This is a genomic window from Candidatus Defluviilinea proxima, assembly GCA_016721115.1.
GTDB lineage: Bacteria > Chloroflexota > Anaerolineae > Anaerolineales > Villigracilaceae > Defluviilinea > Defluviilinea proxima.
The window spans coordinates 4,105,494-4,124,636 of sequence record JADKIW010000001.1 but is presented as its reverse complement, the minus strand read 5'-3'; the positions used below and the strand labels follow the sequence as shown (position 1 = coordinate 4,124,636).

17 protein-coding genes are annotated in these 19,143 nt (G+C 48.7%); 4 read left to right on the top strand and 13 right to left on the bottom strand.

Annotated elements, in window-relative coordinates:
• Positions 1-17: 17 nt before the first annotated feature.
• The 4 genes from ubiG to IPP66_19055 all read right to left on the bottom strand — a co-directional run bounded on the left by ubiG (position 18) and on the right by IPP66_19055 (position 3,659).
• Positions 18-728 (bottom strand): bifunctional 2-polyprenyl-6-hydroxyphenol methylase/3-demethylubiquinol 3-O-methyltransferase UbiG, encoded by a 711-nt coding sequence (gene ubiG, locus IPP66_19070; GenBank protein ID MBK9927376.1) that lies wholly within the window; start codon positions 726-728, stop codon positions 18-20.
• Complete coding sequence (locus IPP66_19065) at positions 715-1,854, bottom strand: sedoheptulose 7-phosphate cyclase (protein ID MBK9927375.1); 1,140 nt, start codon at positions 1,852-1,854, stop codon at positions 715-717. Before IPP66_19065 ends, ubiG begins: the two co-directional genes overlap by 14 nt.
• Positions 1,851-2,330: an S-ribosylhomocysteine lyase gene (locus IPP66_19060; GenBank protein ID MBK9927374.1), complete on the bottom strand. Its 480-nt coding sequence runs from the start codon at positions 2,328-2,330 to the stop codon at positions 1,851-1,853. The genes IPP66_19065 and IPP66_19060 overlap by 4 nt, the downstream gene beginning before the upstream one ends.
• Before the next feature lie 87 nt (positions 2,331-2,417).
• Positions 2,418-3,659, bottom strand: a complete 1,242-nt coding sequence (locus IPP66_19055; protein MBK9927373.1) for a sugar phosphate isomerase/epimerase — start codon at positions 3,657-3,659, stop codon at positions 2,418-2,420.
• Between the two features lie 276 nt (positions 3,660-3,935).
• Between IPP66_19055 and IPP66_19050 the strand changes: the two genes are divergently transcribed.
• The 4 genes from IPP66_19050 (at position 3,936) to IPP66_19035 (ending at position 8,274) form a co-directional block, all read left to right on the top strand.
• The gene (locus IPP66_19050) at positions 3,936-5,417 is read left to right on the top strand and encodes a baseplate J/gp47 family protein (GenBank protein MBK9927372.1); all 1,482 of its coding nucleotides are present in this window, start codon (positions 3,936-3,938) and stop codon (positions 5,415-5,417) included.
• 67 nt (positions 5,418-5,484) lie between these two features.
• Entirely contained in the window at positions 5,485-5,898 is a 414-nt protein-coding gene (gene ruvX / locus IPP66_19045; protein MBK9927371.1) for a Holliday junction resolvase RuvX, read from the top strand.
• 22 nt (positions 5,899-5,920) lie between these two features.
• Complete coding sequence (mltG, locus tag IPP66_19040) at positions 5,921-7,027, top strand: endolytic transglycosylase MltG (protein MBK9927370.1); 1,107 nt, start codon at positions 5,921-5,923, stop codon at positions 7,025-7,027.
• Between the two features lie 44 nt (positions 7,028-7,071).
• On the top strand, positions 7,072-8,274 hold the full coding sequence (locus IPP66_19035) for a hypothetical protein (GenBank protein ID MBK9927369.1): 1,203 nt from the start codon (positions 7,072-7,074) through the stop codon (positions 8,272-8,274).
• Between the two features lie 18 nt (positions 8,275-8,292).
• On the opposite strand, the gene IPP66_19030 is transcribed toward IPP66_19035, so the two are convergent.
• From IPP66_19030 to IPP66_18990, 9 genes are all read right to left on the bottom strand, one after another.
• Entirely contained in the window at positions 8,293-9,408 is a 1,116-nt protein-coding gene (locus tag IPP66_19030) for a hypothetical protein (protein ID MBK9927368.1), read from the bottom strand.
• Positions 9,409-9,455: 47 nt separating this feature from the next.
• Positions 9,456-10,469, bottom strand: a complete 1,014-nt coding sequence (locus IPP66_19025; GenBank protein MBK9927367.1) for a hypothetical protein — start codon at positions 10,467-10,469, stop codon at positions 9,456-9,458.
• 74 nt (positions 10,470-10,543) lie between these two features.
• A complete protein-coding gene (locus IPP66_19020) occupies positions 10,544-12,520 on the bottom strand; it encodes an amidohydrolase family protein (protein ID MBK9927366.1) in 1,977 nt (658 codons plus the stop codon).
• 96 nt (positions 12,521-12,616) lie between these two features.
• On the bottom strand, positions 12,617-13,594 hold the full coding sequence (locus tag IPP66_19015) for a DUF2817 domain-containing protein (protein MBK9927365.1): 978 nt from the start codon (positions 13,592-13,594) through the stop codon (positions 12,617-12,619).
• Complete coding sequence (locus tag IPP66_19010; protein MBK9927364.1) at positions 13,584-14,723, bottom strand: competence/damage-inducible protein A; 1,140 nt, start codon at positions 14,721-14,723, stop codon at positions 13,584-13,586. The genes IPP66_19015 and IPP66_19010 overlap by 11 nt, the downstream gene beginning before the upstream one ends.
• Before the next feature lie 159 nt (positions 14,724-14,882).
• Positions 14,883-15,590 carry an ABC transporter ATP-binding protein gene (locus IPP66_19005; protein MBK9927363.1) on the bottom strand — a complete coding sequence of 236 codons (708 nt, stop codon included), beginning with the start codon at positions 15,588-15,590 and terminating at the stop codon, positions 14,883-14,885.
• 17 nt (positions 15,591-15,607) lie between these two features.
• A complete protein-coding gene (locus tag IPP66_19000; GenBank protein MBK9927362.1) occupies positions 15,608-16,384 on the bottom strand; it encodes an ABC transporter ATP-binding protein in 777 nt (258 codons plus the stop codon).
• A gap of 10 nt (positions 16,385-16,394) precedes the next feature.
• Positions 16,395-17,945, bottom strand: a complete 1,551-nt coding sequence (locus IPP66_18995; GenBank protein MBK9927361.1) for a branched-chain amino acid ABC transporter permease — start codon at positions 17,943-17,945, stop codon at positions 16,395-16,397.
• 8 nt (positions 17,946-17,953) lie between these two features.
• Entirely contained in the window at positions 17,954-19,069 is a 1,116-nt protein-coding gene (locus IPP66_18990; protein ID MBK9927360.1) for a branched-chain amino acid ABC transporter permease, read from the bottom strand.
• Positions 19,070-19,143 lie beyond the last annotated feature (74 nt).

Sequence of the window (19,143 nt, the reverse complement as noted above, 5' to 3'; positions counted from 1 at the left end):
ACAACTCCGCGGTGGAATTATTTCTTCTTGGTGAAATGTACCATATAGTTGACGTCTTCCACGCCCATCGCCACTTTAAATTTAGTGGTGAAGGGATTGTAGATCAAACTGGCAATACGGGAGAACTCCAGACCTGCATCCTGCGCCCATTGCTTTAATTCGCTGGGGCGGATCAATTTTTGATAGGTGTGGGTTCCACGTGGCAGAAGGCGCAGAATATATTCACCGCCAACGATGGCGAACAAAAATGCCTTTGGTGTGCGGTTGATGGTAGAGAAGAAGGCATGCCCGCCGGGTTTTAGTGCCTGTGCACAAGCCGCTATCACCTTGGCTGGTTCTGGTACATGCTCAAGCATTTCCATGCATGTGATGGCATCGAAACTTCCCGGATTCTTTTGGGCGATGTTTTCAGCGCTTTCATATAGGTACTCGATCTTCAATCCTTGTTGTTCGGCATGGCGCTTGGCAACTTCCAATGAAGCTTGCGATAGGTCTGAGCCGACCACCTTAGCACCGTTTTTGGCTAATGCTTCAGATAAAATGCCGCCGCCACAACCTACATCCAGTATTTTGGGATTCTGCACAGTCAGCTTTTCCATGATGAACTTGGTGCGCAGAGGATTGATGACGTGAAGAGTCCCCATCTCTCCTTTTAAGTCCCACCAGATCTGGGAGACCTTATCAAACTTGTCGATTTCCTTGTTGTCTGCATTATTAAAAGTTGTCATGCTTTATTACCATCCAATTCTCAAGTATTTTTATTGTCTGTTCGATCTCATTGAAATTAATATCGTTGACAAAAACACAACCGCCGATGCCGTGTGGCATGGGTGTTCTTTGTAAGCCATTGCGGTGATACACCCGTTCCTCCAGCGATTCCCAAAGTTGATGCGGGTCGAGGATGGACATATCCAGCATGAAGCCAAGGCTTTCGATCAGACGAAATACCCTGTTACTGTCTTCATCTGTCAATAGACAACGCGATTTTGCGATCAGGACCGAGAGACAGATATCTAACAGAACCGCCTCGCCATGTAAAAGGTCCGATTCGTGACGCGTTTCTAATCCGTAGCTGAATGTATGGCCGAAATCCACTTTGCGTTCGAGGTCTTCTTCGAATAAGTTCGGCTCCAACTCCTCCAGCATTCCTTCGATGGCCCGGTCAAGGATGATGCCGCCTTCCGCATTTTGGAAATAGGCATCCACGCTTTCTGGGCCATGTGTTTCCAAAAGTGAAAATAACTCCGCGTCTTTGATGACCGCCAGTTTAATGATCTCGCAGACACCGTTCAAAAGATGACGGCGTGGCAGGGTGGCGAGGAAGGATTTATCGAGCAAGACTTTTTGCGGAGGCTGGAACGCGCCGAGACGGTTCTTGTTACCATTGAAGTTGATTCCATTCTTGATGCCGACTGACGCATCGACATATCCCATCAGTGTGGTTGGTACTTTGATGTGGGGGACGCCACGACGATAGGTGCTTGCGACAAATGCAACGACATCGGTGAGCACGCCACCTCCAATGGCGATGATCGGCTCATCTCTGCGATGGATGGGAAAAGTATCCAGCTCACGCACAATGGAGAGATAATATTCTGCTGTTTTATTTTCCTCGCCGCCGGGGAAGGTGACGATCTTGGCCTCTACGCCGTGATGCGCGAAATAACTGCGCATTTTATTGCCATAGTGTTTTTCTACATGACTATCTATAACAACAAACCTGCGTGCATTTTTGATCTTTCCCTCAGATAACAGCGCCATGTTCTGCGGGTGGAAGAGGTCGGGAGCGTTGAGGACTTCGTATTCAATTGTGTATGGATGCGTGACGCGCCGCTTGAACATGCTGTCTGTCATACCACCTGCCGCCAGTTGGTTCTTGCGCCCAGCACCCTCCTGGCAACAGCTTGCGCAAGTTCCACGCTGTGATTTTTGTAGTTCCCGCATTGCTCAATGTTTGCATAGGGCACTTCACTGGCGGTCAAAACATCCTTGAGGATGGTTTCGTATACATCGCAAATTGTTCCAGCATTACCTTCGTTGTACAACACAAGGTAGAAACCTGTCTGGCATCCCATCAAGCCAATGGAAAGAAAATTCTTTGGCATGTATTTTTGGAAGCCATACAATAGAAAATGCTCGAAGGAGTGCATTTCCGTTGAGGATAAAAATTCCACGTTGGGTTGATTGATGCGTAGGTCTACGCAATACACTATATCCCCTTTGGGGCCTTCGTTCGCAGAGCGCAGTTTTACGTGCGGTGCTTTCAACAACCTATGGTCGAGTTCTCCGACCGTCGCGGCCTCCCAGCCGAGTTGTTCTACGTTTACCATACCTAACTCCTGTAATTCTAAATCTCAAATGTAGGATCACCGTTTGTTTGTTGGCGATTCAAGGGAGCAGACTCCCGAATCCAAAGTTTATACAAATTGGGACAAATGCTTGAAGCTGTCGTTCAATGCCTTTTCCCATGATGCGACATGATGATATAGCTCAACGGATGCATATCCTGAAAAGCCGTTATCAGCCAATGCTTTGAAACTGGCGGCAAAATCCATTGTCCCTTCGCCGGGGATCTCATGGAAGTGAACGATGCCTGTCAGCGTATTCGCGACCATCTTGTCCATTAGGAGTTTGCCTTCTGCGTTCTTTGTGCTTCGCAGATAGATGATGATGGGCCGGGCGCGTTCGAGTACATCGTAGCTCAAGCCAGGGACGGAAATAAGATACGTGAAAATTTCATCGTCGAATGGTGTGGCTCCCGCGAACAGTTTGTTGTAGTCCACGAAGGTTGGTTTCTTTTTTATGCTTACCGAATCCAAAACACCCTGAATTCGTTTTTCCTGTTCCTTGCTCGGTTTTTCGTCATGGAAGTAGATCGGATTGTCGGCATCCACGAGCAGGTACTCGGCCGTCTCAGGGAAGTAGACCAAGTAGTTGGCGAAACTAAGATCAAGGTTTAGGTTGTCTGCCATTTTCAATATCTTCAAGTTATACCCCTGTCGTGCATCCGAGACATGCAGGAAGCGAGCATATGGTGCGGCTTGTGCCAGCGCTCCGACATAATCTTTATCGGAACAATACATGTGACACATATCCACATGCAGTTGGAACTTGGGTGAATTGACTTCACGGATCAGGCTCAATCCCTGTTCTGTTGTTTCGATGAACATACCGGGCTCTGGCTCGATCAGCAGAGTAATGTCTTCATCGTCCCGTACGAATTTAAGACACTGTTGGATACTGTCGACCAACAACTCGCGTGGATTGACCGATGGATTCGATACATGCTCATCACGGATGAAGCCGCTTCCAAATGTGACGAGAGGGATATCCAGCTTACGGGCGAGGTCAACGCCGCGACGGACGAGATCAATGCGGCGTTTTCTGCCAGCTGTATCTGGGCTCATCAAAGACGGTTCATGCGGGCGGGACGGTGTGAAAAAATGTGAGGCTGTCGCCACACAGGCGGCTTTTGTGTTGACGCTTTGCAATCGCTTTTTAATAGCGGCTACATAGTCATCGGTGATCTCGAATGGGTTGAACTGGTCGCGATGGAATGCGAGTTCGATGCCCGGGTAACCAGCCTTGTCCACTTCGGTGATCGAGTCCAAAAAGCCCACGTTGGTTAAACCAAAGGTGCTGTAACTAAGTTTGATCATATCCTTGCTCCAAAAAAATGCTACTTTTCTACCCTCAGGACGGCAAATTGGCGTTGTGTAGGTCAATCATAAAGTGACCGTTTGAGGGAATTTTAGTTGTGGATTGTTTCACGAATTGAGATTCTACCACGCAGTTTCGTAAACAGTTTCCTATGGGGAATTGAAGAATTACCGCACAAAGTTGACGCGGATGGTGCTGTTTCTTTTACTTCATGATATTGTCGTTTCGAGTGAAAACGAGAAATCTGGCAGTGTTGCCAGTTATAATTCGGTTGCATGAAAACCCAGATCATCACACTCGAAACCCACGATGACCTCATCTCCGTCCGCGACAGAATGTCTTGGGCGAAGACGCCGCGTATTCTGTTGGTGTGGCCCAAGTATGAAAAGGTCACATTGCGACAAGTGGACTTGAAAGTTTTACAACGACACGCATCCACGCTCGGTGCGCAGTTGGGTTTGGTCACACGGCAGAGGCGGGTGCGGGCAGATGCAGAGGCGCTGGGGATCCCGGTGTTCGAATCCACGGGGCAGGCGCAAAAGGTGACTTGGCCCAAGCCTCGGATCAGGAAGTGGCCGCACAAAGCTCCAGATAAGACTCTGCGCGAGCAACGGGAGCAGGTTCAAGTTAAGGAAGAAGCGTGGCGCGCGCATCCTGTTGTGAAGATACTGGTGTTCCTCGTCGGTGTGGCATCGGTGTTGGTGCTGGTCGCGTTATTCATTCCGCGCGCACAGGTCAAGTTAAACCCTGTTTCAGAAACGCAAAGTTTGGTTGTGCCGGTGTCTGCGAGTCTTTCGGTGAACGATGTTTTCATCACTGGTTCCATACCGGCACGCAAGAAAACGATCGTGGTAGATGGTGTGCAACGAGTTCTCGTGACAGGTGAGGGCATTACACCACAATCGAAGGCGAAGGGCGTTGTGATCTTTCGCAATCTTACGCAGGATAAAGTGACGATCCCGATGGGCACACTTGTGCGAAGTGGTGAGACACGTTTTGCGACTCTTGATGAAGGCATTATTGATGCCGGTGTTGGGAAGACTCTTGACGTGCCTATCGAAGCGGTGGAAGGTGGCATTGCGGGAAACCTCGATGCTGAAACGATCAATGTGGTCGAAGGCAGGCTGGGGCTTTCGGCCTCAGTGATCAATCCCGAACCTACAACGGGTGGGCGCGAGCGTTCGTCGGTGCAAGCAACCGATGCAGACCGTGAGCATGCCAAGGAACTTCTGTTGAAAAGTTTGGAAGATGATGCGCGTACAAATCTTCTGGATGGACTCGGCTCAGATGATGTGCTCTTCAGTGATACGTTTGCCCTTTCGCAAATCATTTCAGAAGTCTATGACCCGCCTGCTGGAGCGGCCGCCTCACAATTGACTCTGACCATGCAAGCCGAATTTTCCATCCTCTATGCAAGCGCCTCAGACTTAACCGAGCTTGCCTCGTTGGCCTTGAACGCTTCTCTACCCTCGGGCTTTATCGCCGCATCCAACGCTGTGATAGTTGAATCGGCAACCGATCCGTCACTGCTGGAAGATGGCTCCGTCCATTGGACGATCCGTGCCGAGCGTACGATCTATCAGCAGGTGAGCGTTGCGCAAGTGCAACAACTCTTACAAGGTCTCAATTCGTCTGAAGCGCAATCCGTGTTGAATGAAAATCTTCCTTTGTTGAGTGAACCAAAAATATTGTTGAGCCCATCCTGGTGGCCGTGGATGCCGATCGTGCCGTTTCAAATTGAGGTCGTTACACAGTGAACATGGAATACAGAATGGTGACTACAGAATATACAAATCTTAGTGTTCTTTACGGTAAAAAGGCCCTATGAGGATTCTTGTCGTTGACCACGGTGAAAAACGGATTGGCCTCGCACTCAGTGATCCGACCGCGACACTTGCCAGCCCATTGACTGTTATCAATCACGTTTCGCGTTTGATGGATGCCGCGCAAGTAGCCAATATCGCATCTGAAAATAATGCAGGTTTGATCGTCATTGGCCAATCGTTCGACGAAGAAGGGGAGCCTAACCTCGCAGGCAGGCGTGCCGCGAAATTTGCCGATGCCTTGAAAGAACAGACGCAAATCCCTGTCGAATTATTCGACGAATCTTTCAGCACACAAGATGCGCGTGCCACTGTCATCGAAATGGGATTTTCACGCAAGAAACGTGCCGGTCATCACGACTCACTTGCGGCCGTGATGATCTTACGGTCATATATTGAATCGCGTAATACGTAGACGTGAGCTTTGTTTCCCTCCTATGAAAAAACTTGTCCCCATTATTCTCATCATCGTATTCTTTTGCGCTTGTCTTTTCGTAGCGTTTGTCACCATTCCATCGCAAGCCACACGTATTTATGGTCAGCCTGCATCATGGCTCACGATCACACAGCGGATGCAATATTCCGCATCCCTGCTTTGGTATGATGGCTTGCTCACACGCCCCCGTGACGTGAATGGCGCCGAGACGTCTTTTACAATTGAACAAGGTGCGTCAGTCAATGTGATCGCCGCCAATTTAGAAGCAATGGGATTTATCCAAAGCGCAGAAGCGTTCCGTGCTTATCTTATTTACTCTGGCCTCGATACGTCCATTCAAGCGGGTGAATACAAACTCAGCGCTGCCATGTCCGCAATTGACATTGCGCATGAACTACAAGATGCCACATCCGCAGAAGTGACGTTCGTTATCCTGCCCGGCTGGCGGATGGAAGAACTTGCCGCCTCTCTCTCGACCTCTGGCTTATCCATCACACCCGGTGATTTTTTCAACGCTGTAAATACTCCATCTCGCGGTTTCGACTTCCTATCTGGCGCGAATTCCAATGAAGGGTTTCTCTTCCCTGATTCCTATATCTTCCCGCGCACCACTACGGCAAACGAGCTTGTTGAGAGATTTGTCCGTCACTTTGCACAACACCTCTCGCGAGATATGCAACTTGGCTTTGAAAAACAAGGCTTGACCGTTTATCAAGCAGTGATCCTTGCGTCCATTGTGGAACGTGAAGCAATTCACCCTGAAGAATCGCCCATGATCGCTTCTGTGTACTTGAATCGTTTAAAGATTGGAATGAACCTCGAAGCGGACCCGACGGTCCAATACGCATTGGGCTATAACGCCATCCAAAATACCTGGTGGACAAATCCCTTGAGCGCGAGTGACTTACAATTCGATTCGCCTTTCAATACATACATATACAGCGACCTGCCTCCTTCACCGATCTCAAACCCTGGCATGGATGCGTTGAATGCGGTTGCATTCCCTGCAGAATCGCCGTATTACTTCTTCCGCGCGAAATGTGATGGTTCTGGCTACCACTCCTTTGCGGAGGCGTTTGAAGAGCATCTCGCGAATGGATGCGAGTAGATTTTTTGTTTGGAGTTTGACAACTGTACTCTAAAGGAGGTTGTATGAATATTGTTGTTCCAAAAATGTACTGGCGTTTCTTTGTTATATTATTTTTTACGGGGACGTTTCTTTTTCTTTTTTTTCATGCTTTATTCTTAATGTCAACACCAACGGCGCCTGATACATGGCTTGTGGGCGATTGGTTGATCAATTATCACGGTGGATTTGTCCGGCGCGGATTAATTGGTGAGATATTTCTTGATGTTTCGCAATGGCTGGGGATTGAGATAGTTACCCTTGTGGTTGTGACTCAACTCATAGCCTATCTTGTATTTTTTATAAGTACTTGTCGATTATCACTTGATGCGACCTTCTCGGCATCAAGCTTCATGTTGATTTGTTCCCCCGCGTTTATTCTTTTCCCGATTCTTGATCCGCAAGGTGGGTTTAGGAAAGAAATATTGTTTCTGGCTTTGCTTTCGGCATTATGTGTCTATTTGCTGGGTTCTAAGGCTGAAGTGACCAATCGCTTGCTGGTTTTCGTTGGAGGAGTTTCATTGTTTATTGTTCTAAACCATGAAATGATGGCCGCTTATCTTCCTTATATACTTTGTGCTTTCATCATTCACGGAAAAGGGTTTGAAAATACTCCTCGAAAGGTAGCTTTTCTTGTCCCTGCCATGATGGTCGCCGTTTTGCTGGTCCTTTTTGCAAAAGGGGATAATAAAATTGTTGTAGCAATATGTGATTCATTGAAGCCAAATCTTCCTTTAGATTGTATTCATTCAGATGTTCCAGGTTCTATTTCACTTCTGGATGACGGCGTGTTTTTAGCCCATGACTTGGTTTTCAAGTCCATACAACATGGTGGGTTGTTTATGTATATGGCTGTTACGGTTTTGAGTTTTGTGCCGCTGGCTGTTGTCTGGTCTACGCGACGGGCTGTTTTATTTCAAATGAACAAGAAACGGCAATACTGGCTTGCAACATATGTGTTGTTTGCGTTTCTTGCTAGCGCTCCATTGTTTTGGGTTGCATCTGACTATGGGCGGCTTGTTTATATCCATGTATCGTGTTTATCGTTACTTTCATTGATGGCAATTCGAGATACAGATAACGCGCCATTGCGCCTGTCTTATCGAGAAGTGGCAATCTGGGCGGTAGCTTTACTCTTCGTCAGTAGTTGGCGATTACCTCATTGGGGAGCTTCTTTTGAGAAGGCTTTCCCTTTTATAAAAAATATCGGGTTGTTTCTTAATAATTAGAAACCACTAACCTTGATTTCAAGGTTTCTCTCTCATGCCATCCCACACATCCAATGCAGGTTTTGGGGACCCATCAAAATTAACGAGACCAATATAGGCGAATGCGCCAAGGGATTGTGCATCCTGTGGGTCTTGCCCTTGCTTTTTCATTTCTTTGGCATATGAATCCAAGTTGATGTCACTGAATAGAGTGTTGACCCAAAATACTAAACGTGGACCGAGTTGATCGTGGACGGTATTGAGGTAGGCAACCTGATCTTCGGGTGTGGCTTTGATTTGGTCAACGGCTTGGGTGGTGAATCCGCTTTCGGCGATGGCAACAGGTTTATCGGTCCGTGTGAGAAGCGGGGTGTAATAGTCCGCAGGAATATCTGACCCTGATGGGAATACAAAATAGGGATAGGTTGAAATGGCCCAGACATCCAGATTGGGTTCAAAAGCTTCGACTTGATCCCAGTTGGTGTCAAACTTTTGATGATTGCCCTCTTCAGGTTGGGGAAACATGTTGTTGAGATCGTCCCATTGAAATGTGACGAAGATCTGTGTTTCAGGTGCTTCCGCTTTGATAAGTCCATAGATCTCATTGTATAAACTGATGAAATTTTTGGCGTCATCAGGATGCGCATCCATATACGTGTTGATTTCAGATGCAAGACCGAGGTGGCGTGGATGAAAAGTTCTTACAACCCATAGGGCAAAATTCTTATGTGCAGTTCGCACATCAGGATTCGCAAAACTGGCATCCCAACCTGTTGGTAGACCGATGAAATCCCGTCGATTAAGCCCGTTAAGCGCATCAATGACAAAGATATACTCAATATTGTTTTGCCGCGCCAATGTCACCTGGTTGATAATATCGGTTCGCGGTTGGGATTCGCCATCGACACCTTTGACAAAATCTTCCCACGGGGTGTTCTGTTGGATAAGCACAAAGTCACCATGTTGACTGATGCCTTTAAACGTTTTGAAAACGCTATTGATTGACATCTCAGGCGGGGATGGAAAGAATCCATAAGCTGTTCTGTCAGAATCAAATACAGAACTTTGAGGCGTTGGGGGAATCGATTGTGCCTCGCCGTTGCAGGCGAGAGAAACTAACAGAAGTATGCAGAGTGAAAGTAGAAGACGTCGCATATGTCATCCTTATACTGAATGTACAGTTTTGGATGACAAAAGTTGCACTATGGCTTTGTTGATTTGACCATCTTGTTGTAGACCCAGAAACCCGCGACCATGCCTGCTCCAATAAACGCAAGGAACGCCCCTTCGATGGCAACTGGTACAAGAATTTGGCGTGCTACCGAGTCGATCACATTTTGTACTATCTCTGAGATACCTGCTTGCAGTTTATTTTCTAGAAAAATGTTTTTTATAACAAAACGAACAAGCGGAACACCGATAAAGGCCAGTATAAGGGTGAATATGCCTGTGGCGAGAAATGGGATGCCCCACCATTTCAGCCAGTCTTGCAAGCTACGAACCGCGAATAGGATGATAGCGATCAATAAGAACAGCGGCAGGAGAAAGGATAACTTTATCCCGGTGCGTATTCGGTCTAATCTTGTGCGAAAGTTTGATGCTTCGACTTGGTCGGAAGATACCAATGTCAGTGTTTCTGGGATGCTCTGACTGATCTGTTGGATCTGTTCCTGGATCACTGGCATGACTAACTGCAAAACTTCTTGCGGCGGGTTGCATATTTTTAGATCCGTGTTGGCAGAGAGGAGACCGAGCCCCATTTGGATGATTTGTTCTGGTGTGCAGGCTGGTTGGGCTTGCAATATTTGCAAGAACGCGCTCATCCCTCCCTCGCCAGCCATGCTTTGCTTGAAAGGCAGTAATGAGATGCTAACCGAATCGCTCTTCCCATTGATGAAATCGAACGTGGAGTCGAGTGTATTATTTGTCATTGTCTCAATCTCAGCAGGCGGCAGTATGGATGAAATGACGAAAGCCAATTCATTTTTGTTGAGAAGCGACATCATGGCTGGCATGGAACCGTTCGCTGGATCAGTAATAAGGTTGGCAATCAATGAAGGGGTTTGTGCGTAGAGTCCCAATTCCTTGAATGACTGTTTGTAGGTTTCAGATGAAAATGCTTTTTGTTCGATGTTGAACAATAGAAGTGTCAGTACGCCGCTGAGTACAAAGAAAAAAGCGCATATGCCTGCAACGATCTTTCCGATCTCTTTCATGGTTTCTCCATTTCAGCAACAAAGGCGGCTCTGTACAAACAGGCCGCCCTTGCTCATATGTGATTGATAAATTTTTACTCGCTGATGATCTCGATGTAATCCTTTGTGACCACTTCACCTTCTGATGCGCCGAGCAAGGCAAGTAATTCGTTGAGAAGATGCGCCTTGTTATCAGCGTCTTTGCGGCTCCAAGTGCGGCTTTTTACTTCGATGAAGTATCCAAGCCCTGGAGTGGTCACATTATCGAGGTTCACGTAGAACTCTGTATCTTTGTATTTGATCAACCAGCGCAAGCGGTCTTTTTCAATTGTGACCTCAGATGTGGGCTTGAAGTACTCACGATAGAAACGTAGTGAATTGGACGCCGGCGCAAGAAAGCGACTTCGTGAGAGTAATACATCATGCCCAAACTCGCCTTCACGTAAAACGCCCAATAAAGTAAGTCGCGCGCGTGCATTGGTGACGTTACCTTTATCGTCTACGAAATCATCTTCGCGATAGCGTAATCGTCCTTGTGATGGATCGTCGAATTGGAAGTATGAATCATGTTGACGGTAATGACGTTCGTAGATGATATCGATCTCGTCACGCATCAAGGCTTGGACAATTGGGTCTGGTCCAGCGATCTTGACCTTGATCTGCACCTCAAACGATTCTTCCTCCATCGAGCCACCCAAAGCGATCAACTTCGAGAGGATGGATTGTTCTCTTTCGACGAGGAATGTATCGATCTTCTTGGCAATGTCTGCGGCTTGCGCGAGCAAATCTTCTTCATTAAGAGTCAATAGCTTTCGATCTCGCATGACCCATTTGCCGTTGATCATCACATCGCTCACGTCTGTGGATTTGCTGGCATACACGATCTGTGCGTATGCATTTTCCATTGAACGGCGGAAGGACGGAGAATTGTGTACAGGCTTGATGTTGACAAGGATCAGATCGGCGCGGCGGCCCGTGGTCAGCGACCCGGTCAAATGTCCGATATGAAGCGCTTGTGCTCCGAGACGAGTGCCCATGAGCAGTGCTTGTGATGCGGGCAGGGAGGTCGGATCATTTGTCACAGCTTTGGCGATGAAAGCTGCGAGACGCACTTCCTCGAACATGTCGAGGTCGTTGTTTGAGGCGGGGCCGTCCGTTCCGATGCCCACATTGAGCCCAGTGGCAAGCATCTTTGTGACGGGGGCAAAGCCCGACGCAAGTTTGAGGTTGGATGACGGGTTGTGTGAAACGCCTGCGCCCGCATGTTGAAGCGTGCGGATCTCGCCCGCATCGATGTGGACACAGTGCGCCGCGATGACCTTGGCTTCGAATAATCCTTGTTTCTTCACGTAGGGGATAACAGGCATGCCCTCGTCTCTGCGCATATTTTCCACTTCAAGCAATGTTTCTGAAAGATGAATATGAAGTGGCACATCGAACTCTTGTGCAAGGGCGGCTGTTTCTCTCAGAATATCTGCTGTGGTGGTGTAGGGCGCGTGCGGTGCAATAGATGGAACGATGAGCGGGTGATCTTTCCAGCGCTGGATGTAATCGCGCGCCTGTTCCATCGCATCTTCATAGGACTTTGCGTCTGCTGTGGGGAACTTGAGAATGGATTGCCCACAGACAGCACGTACGCCTGCCAATGCTGTGGCTTTGGCAACTTCTTCTTCGTAGAAGTACATATCATTGAAAGTTGTCACGCCGCTTCGGATCAATTCGGCACAGGCGATGGATGTACCCAACCCAACGAATTCGCGCGAGGCAAATTCTCTTTCCACAGGCCACATGTATCCTTGCAACCATACGTCGAGGCGGAGGTCATCAGCGATGCCACGCAAGAGGGTCATGGGCACATGAGTGTGTGCATTGACAAGCCCGGGCATGAGCACACTGCCCTTGCAATCGATGGTCTCTACTCCGCTGTATTCCTTTTTGATCTCCGCTTCTGGCCCCACTGCAACAATGCTATCGCCTTTGACAGCGAGCGCACCGGGCAGATATTGCTTGAGAGTCTCGTCCATGGTGAGGATATGGGCGTTGAGGAAAAGGGTGTCTACTTGTTGGGTCATTCATTCTCCTGTTTGATTTGGATTACAGAAGCTTTCTTCTGCAATTTGCCAGCAACCTGGCGAAGACCGGGAGCAAGCTCCCTGAGGCCATATTTATTATGGCTCAAAATTCAACAGCACTTTGAGTGCTTTTAGGTTTTGTTCAAAATCAGTATCTTTATGGTTGGTGAGTTCCATATCCACGGCCGCGCCGACGCCGTTCTCAACAGCCCAATCTGCGAGAGTGCCGGTGTAGACGCATCCTGTATCCATGGGTGGGTAGGGATAGCCGGTTACTTTTGCCAATTCTTTTGCCAATTGGATCGAATCAGGTTCCCAGGGAACGCCACCAGGAAACACGCCCAATGCGGCGCTGTGGTAACTGATCAACGCCTCTATTTTATGCGAAACGATGAAACTCATGACAGAACGAGTCTCAGGCTCTGAGCCGCCGTATGCACCACCCGTGGTGGGACGCCAGACCCAACAACCATCACGGTTCCAATCGGCTACCCAGTTTTGGGTGGGGAAGTTGCGGTTCAAGTCTACGCCGTTGTTGTTGACTCGTCCATCCACATCGTGTGAACGGGCTTCGCCATCGGGGTTCATGTTGCGGATAATGTAAAGCGTTGTATCAGCTGGAATGATTTCAGGATTGTCGTTGATATAAATGATAAGTTGGTCAGCGAGCGCCACCGTATTCCATTCGCTTCCGCCGTGGATACCGGCAACGATCAAGTATTCTTTCTCACCTGTGCCAAAGGTGTACACATCAATATATTTACCTCCATGCGAAATGCCGATGATGTTTCCTTGTTGTCCGTGTGCAAGGACGAAGGGTGTAGACGTTTCAAAAACAGGAACAGTGGAGTATGGGTTTGGCGTGAGGGTAGGGAGAAAGTAACTTGTGGGAGGAATCTTTTGTGTAGGTGCAGGGCGCGGTGTCTCTGTCCCTACATTGGCGGCAGAGGCACGCAAACTGTTCATGTAAAATACCCCCGCACCCAATAAACATATCACCACCAAAAGGTTTACGCCCCAGATGGCATATACCCAAGTATGTGATTGGCTTGATGTCTTTTTTTTACGCGGCATCTTTGTTATTTTCCATTGCGTAGGTTCTCAGCCAGTTCAACGCCAGGTTGACAGACCAGCGTGGCAAACTGCGCGGTGGCCCGCCGTAGGTGATGCGATGAGTCTTTTCTCCGCTTGGTGTGATCATTGCCATTTCTGCGGCGCGCTCTTCCGCGTAGACGGAAAGGCCCAAAGCGATGGTTGCGTTGGATGCGGCTCGAGCGGCGCGCAAGGCGTCCATAAGGGAAGCAGGACTGAGGTCCGAGTGAGATGCGGTGTTTGGGATTTTGCGTGCCAGCAATCCATCGAGTCCTGATTCGATGGCGGTCAGAGTCCAGCCGCGTTTAGCCACTTCATTCAATGTGACATCCTCAAGCTGATCCTCATCGGCGCCGAAGATGTTGTCACCAAGTCGTTCGCGAGCTTGTGCTTCAACGACTGCGATCAATGCATCAGCTTCCGCCTCGTTTTTTGCTTTTGCGGCAATGCGGATATCTACAACACCGGTATGCGCGGCCAGCCCGACCGTGGGGTTGGAGAGCGTTTCGAGGTCGCCGATCTTTTCATCGATCATGCCTTCTCCAAGACCTGAACAATGCAGAACACGAATCTTGATGATCTCATTCAGGTCGAAGCGTTTTTGCAAATACGGGATCATTGATTCGTGCAAAATTTGTTCCATTTCGTTAGGCACACCCGGCAAAGACAATACGGCATTGCGCTTTGTTTCGACAATAAAGCACGGAGCAGTGCCGACAGGGTTTAGGATGCCAATTGATCCTTGTGGGACGTAGGCTTGGCGTTTTTGATTTTCGGATGGTTTTCGCCCATATCGTGAGATCGTGGCGACCACCTGTTCCCACAAGTCTTCTCGGAATTCAGTTTCCACGCCTACTGCTTTTGCAACAGCTTCGCGTGTAGGGTCGTCTACAGTGGGCCCAAGCCCGCCAGTTGTGATAACGATCTCGGCACGACTCATGGCTTCGCGGATAGCATCGGCAATGCGTTCGACGTTATCGCCAATGGTGATGGTGCGATATAGGTCCACGCCCATACCGCGCAAAATGCGTGCGATGTAGCGTGTGTTGGTATCTACGATCTCGCCGAGAAGTATTTCTGTTCCGATGGTAATGATTTCTGCTGATGGCATAGGTTTTTACGATTAATGATTTTGATTGGAGTTGGATAATATTTTACCGTAACAGGTCTGGTTTGATCGGTGGATTGGGGAGGAACCAAAAGGGCCTCCGTTCTCGTAGAGAAGGCGGAGACCCTGAATGGTAAACCTATAAATATATGGGTGATGTAGTTATTCGATACCCAAATACGACTTTCGAACCGTCTCGTTTGCTTTAAGTTTTTTGGCATCATCTGCAAGGATGATCTCACCGGTTTGGATCACGTATCCGCGATTGGCAATGGTGAGAGCCATGAGAGCGTTTTGTTCCACCAGCAGGATGGTGGTGCCTTCTTTGTTGATGGTTACAATGATCTCGAAGATCAATTCCACGAGGATGGGGGAGAGACCCATGGAAGGTTCGTCCAACAGAAGAATACGTGGACGTGCCATAAGAGCGCGACCCATGGCGAGCATTTGTTGTTCACCACCGGAGAGCGTGCCGCCTTTTTGATTCACACGTTCTTTTAGACGGGGAAACAGGTTGAACACGCGATCAATATCGTCGTTGAAACCTTCCTTGCTTTTGCGCGCATACGCACCCATTTCAAGATTTTCCAGCACGGTCATGCGCGGGAAGATCATACGTCCTTCGGGGCTTTGTGCCACACCGCGGAAAGCAATCTCGTGCGGGGGCAATTTTTCAAGCGCTTCGCCCTCAAGAATGATCGAACCAGAGCGTGGCTTATTGATTCCCTGAATGGTGCGGAGTGTGGTGCTTTTGCCTGCGCCATTGGAGCCGATCAACGTGACGATCTCGCCCTGATTCACGGTGAGCGAAATCCCTTTCAAGGCATGGATATTGCCGTAGTAGGTGTGGACATCTTTAAGTTCAAGCATAGTTTTATATCCTGTCTTTACTTGGTCACTGTGCCTTTGCCGAGATAGGCTTCGATCACACGTTGATTTTTTTGCACATCGGCTGGGTCGCCTTCTGCGATCTTCTCTCCGTAATCCAACACGGAAACACGATCAGAAAGTCCCATGACCACGCGCATGTGGTGTTCGATCAACAGAATGCTGAGTCCCAGTTCCTTGCGCAGGCGTTGTATGAAATTCGTCAGGTCAAGAGTCTCGTTGGGATTCATGCCTGCGGTGGGCTCATCGAGAAGTAACAGTTTGGGTTCAGTAGCAAGCGCTCGGGCGATCTCGAGGCGGCGCTGGAGGCCATACGGCAAATTCTTGGCAGTCACTTCTGCGTCAGTACGTTTGAGACCCACAAATTCAAGCATGTCCAGCGCTTTTGCACGGGCATCGGCTTCTTCTTTACGGGTTTTCGCGTCGCGCAGAACCTGCCCGATCAAGTTCGACTTCAAACGCACATGTTGGCCCACTAATACATTTTCGATGGCGCTCATATTGGCAGACAAGCGAATATTTTGGAATGTGCGTGCAATGCCTAGTGCCGTGATCTGAAATGGCTTGAGCGATGTAATATCGTGACCATCAAAAAACATTGAACCGCTAGAGATCTGGTAGATGCCGGTAATGCCGTTGAAGAACGTTGTCTTCCCGGCACCGTTAGGGCCGATCAAACCAGCGATCATTCCTTTTTCAAGGGTGAAATCGACATTGTTGACGGCAGTCAGACCACCGAACATTTTTGTGACTTTTTTAGCTTCAAAGAGATTCATAGGGTGCCTCTTAGCGCTTCTTTGCGGACTTTGATTTGGTCGCTTCTTCGAGAGGCGTTTCTTCCACTGCATGCATTTCCTGGCGGACCTGCGCGTTGGGAAGCAAACCTTCTGGGCGAACTCTCATCATGATAACCAACGTCAACCCAAATAACAAAAATCTGTACAAGATCGGGTTTGCGTTATCTTTTACTGCTAACTGCACGCTGGGATTGGAGATGGTGGGCAGGATCGAATTTGTGAGAAGTGCCGAAAGGAAATCCTTCAACGCTGGTAGGAAGAGACGATCTGCAGTCATGAGTGCGAGGCCACCTACGATCACACCATTGATGTTTCCGAGGCCGCCCAAGATCACAACGCACAAGATGATGATGGATGTGCTGAAGTCGAACACACTGGGGAAGATACCGCGAATATAAGCGGCATAAAACGCGCCTGCAAAACCAGAGAAGGTAGCTCCCATGGCAAAGGCCATGAGCTTGGTCGCAACAGGGTTGATTCCCATTTGTGCGGCGGCGAGCTCGTCTTCACGGATCGCCATCCAAGCGCGCCCAAGTCGGCTTTCACGCAGGCGATTGATCAGGAAGACGGAAAGCAAGATGATCGCAATGATGAGGAAGTACCAGGTAATCGGGTTGCTTGATTCAAACTCGCCAATGAACGGCAAGGATGGACGCCCGATGGGGCTAATCCCTTTTTCTCCAAAGGTGAGGTCTTCGTGATCGACCAGCGTAATGCATGCAGTTTGGATGCGGAACAGAGGCAGTATCCAGCATGTAAACGGTTCTTTAATTGTCACATCGATCAAGTTTTTGAAAAGCACCGGTACAATTTCGCCGAAGCCTAATGTAACAATGGCAAGGTAATCGCCTCGTAATGGTAGCGTAGGCGCACCAAGCATCAGCCCCCAAACTGCCGCCATGGCTGCGGCGATCCAGATCACCAGCCAGAAATTCATCTCGATGCCATGCACTGGCGATGACAGGATACCTGTGGTGTAAGCACCAATGGCGAAGAACGCTGCATATCCAAGGTCAAGAAGCCCTGCATAGCCGACTACAATATTCAAGCCCAGACCAAGTATTACGAAGATCAAGGCGAAAATAATTTGAGCAGTCCAGCGCAAGGCTGTGAATTGATCTATAAATGGGAAGGAGATAACAATCAGAGCAAGCAAAATGAGTTTGGCTCTTTGTTCCTTCTCTTCTGAAAGACCGCGGAATGATGCGGTCGCTGTGGTTAGCAATACGGTTAGTATGAACCCAAGAATATTAGTGACCAAAACAAAATCGATGTCTTCGGGCATTTTTCCAATGGCGTGCTGAATGACATAGTTTTGAATCAGGCTGAAAAGGACCAGAACTCCACCTGCAGTAAGGGCCGTAGGCAGAGCCTTTTTGGCAATGTCTTGAACGGTAGTCCGCTCAAATCTGCTATTCAGGAGAAGGCCCAAGCCTGTACCCATGAACAAGCCCAACACTGCCACTGACCAGCCTCCGAAAAGGAAGGTCAACAATCCACCAATAATGCCGAAAGTGATTCCAGATTTTATGTTTTCCATGGGATCACCTAAACCTTCTGACCTGTCTGTTCGCCCAACAAGCCTGTGGGGCGGAAGAGCAGGATCAAAACGAGAATTGCAAACACCCAGGCATTTGTCCACCGGGCGTTGAGATATCCATCACTAAAGGATGCCAGCAAACCGATCAGGAACCCACCGAGCATGGCACCTGTGATATTGCCGATGCCTCCCAAAACGGCTGCAGTAAAGGACTGCAAGCCGGCGCGGAAGCCCATGAACCACCAGGCGGTGTTGTTGTAAAGACCAGCCATTAACCCGGCTGCCCCTGCCAAGCCTCCACCGATCAAGAATGTGGCCGTGATTACCCAGTCAATATCAATACCAAGCATCTTGGCCGCATCGCGGTTTTGCGCTGTAGCGCGCATGGCTTTTCCCAGTCGTGTATGCTGAACGAATAGACGCAGACCAATCATGAGTGACGACGCTAAAATAATAACCAATAAATCCTTGATGGTAAATCGTAAAGCAAGACCAGATGATGCTAACAGGTTGACGTCCAAGCCAAGGCTGGCGAACAGTGTGCCAAGCAAGTCAGGGAAAACTTTTTGCGAAGCGCCACCTGTTGTGCCAAAGGAAGGTACAAGCCAGGCTTGAGCCGCCCACATGAGGCCGATGTTCTCAATAATGAAGGACATACCGATCGCTGAGATCAATGGAGCAAGACGCGGGGCGTTCCGTAACGGTTTATACGCGAGACGTTCAATTGTGGCATTGAGAGCTGCACAAACGGCGACTGCAATGATGAGAGCCAGAATAAGTCCAAGGATGATCGTACCGGGGTCTTTACTGTCCAATGTTCCGGTCAGAGATAACACTGTCAACGATGTGAAAACGCCGATCATATATACGTCACCATGGGCGAAGTTAATTAACTCGACAATACCGTATACCATGGTGTAGCCCAATGCGATGATGGCGATGATGGCCCCATTGGAAATCCCGATGATTAAGAATTGTACAAGTTGTAGTGGGTTTGCTTTGATCGCGGCAAAAATTGCAGGGAAGTCAAGACCTGCGATTGGGCCAATAAGAAACACGATGTAAATGACAAGTCCCACAGTGCCAATACGCTTAAGGCTAAATTTCTTTTTAGTAGTTTCCATGTTTCACTTCTTTCGCCTTGCACTTTGGAATAAAAATGGGGGCGGCAATTTGCCGCCCCCAAACGTACAGAAGA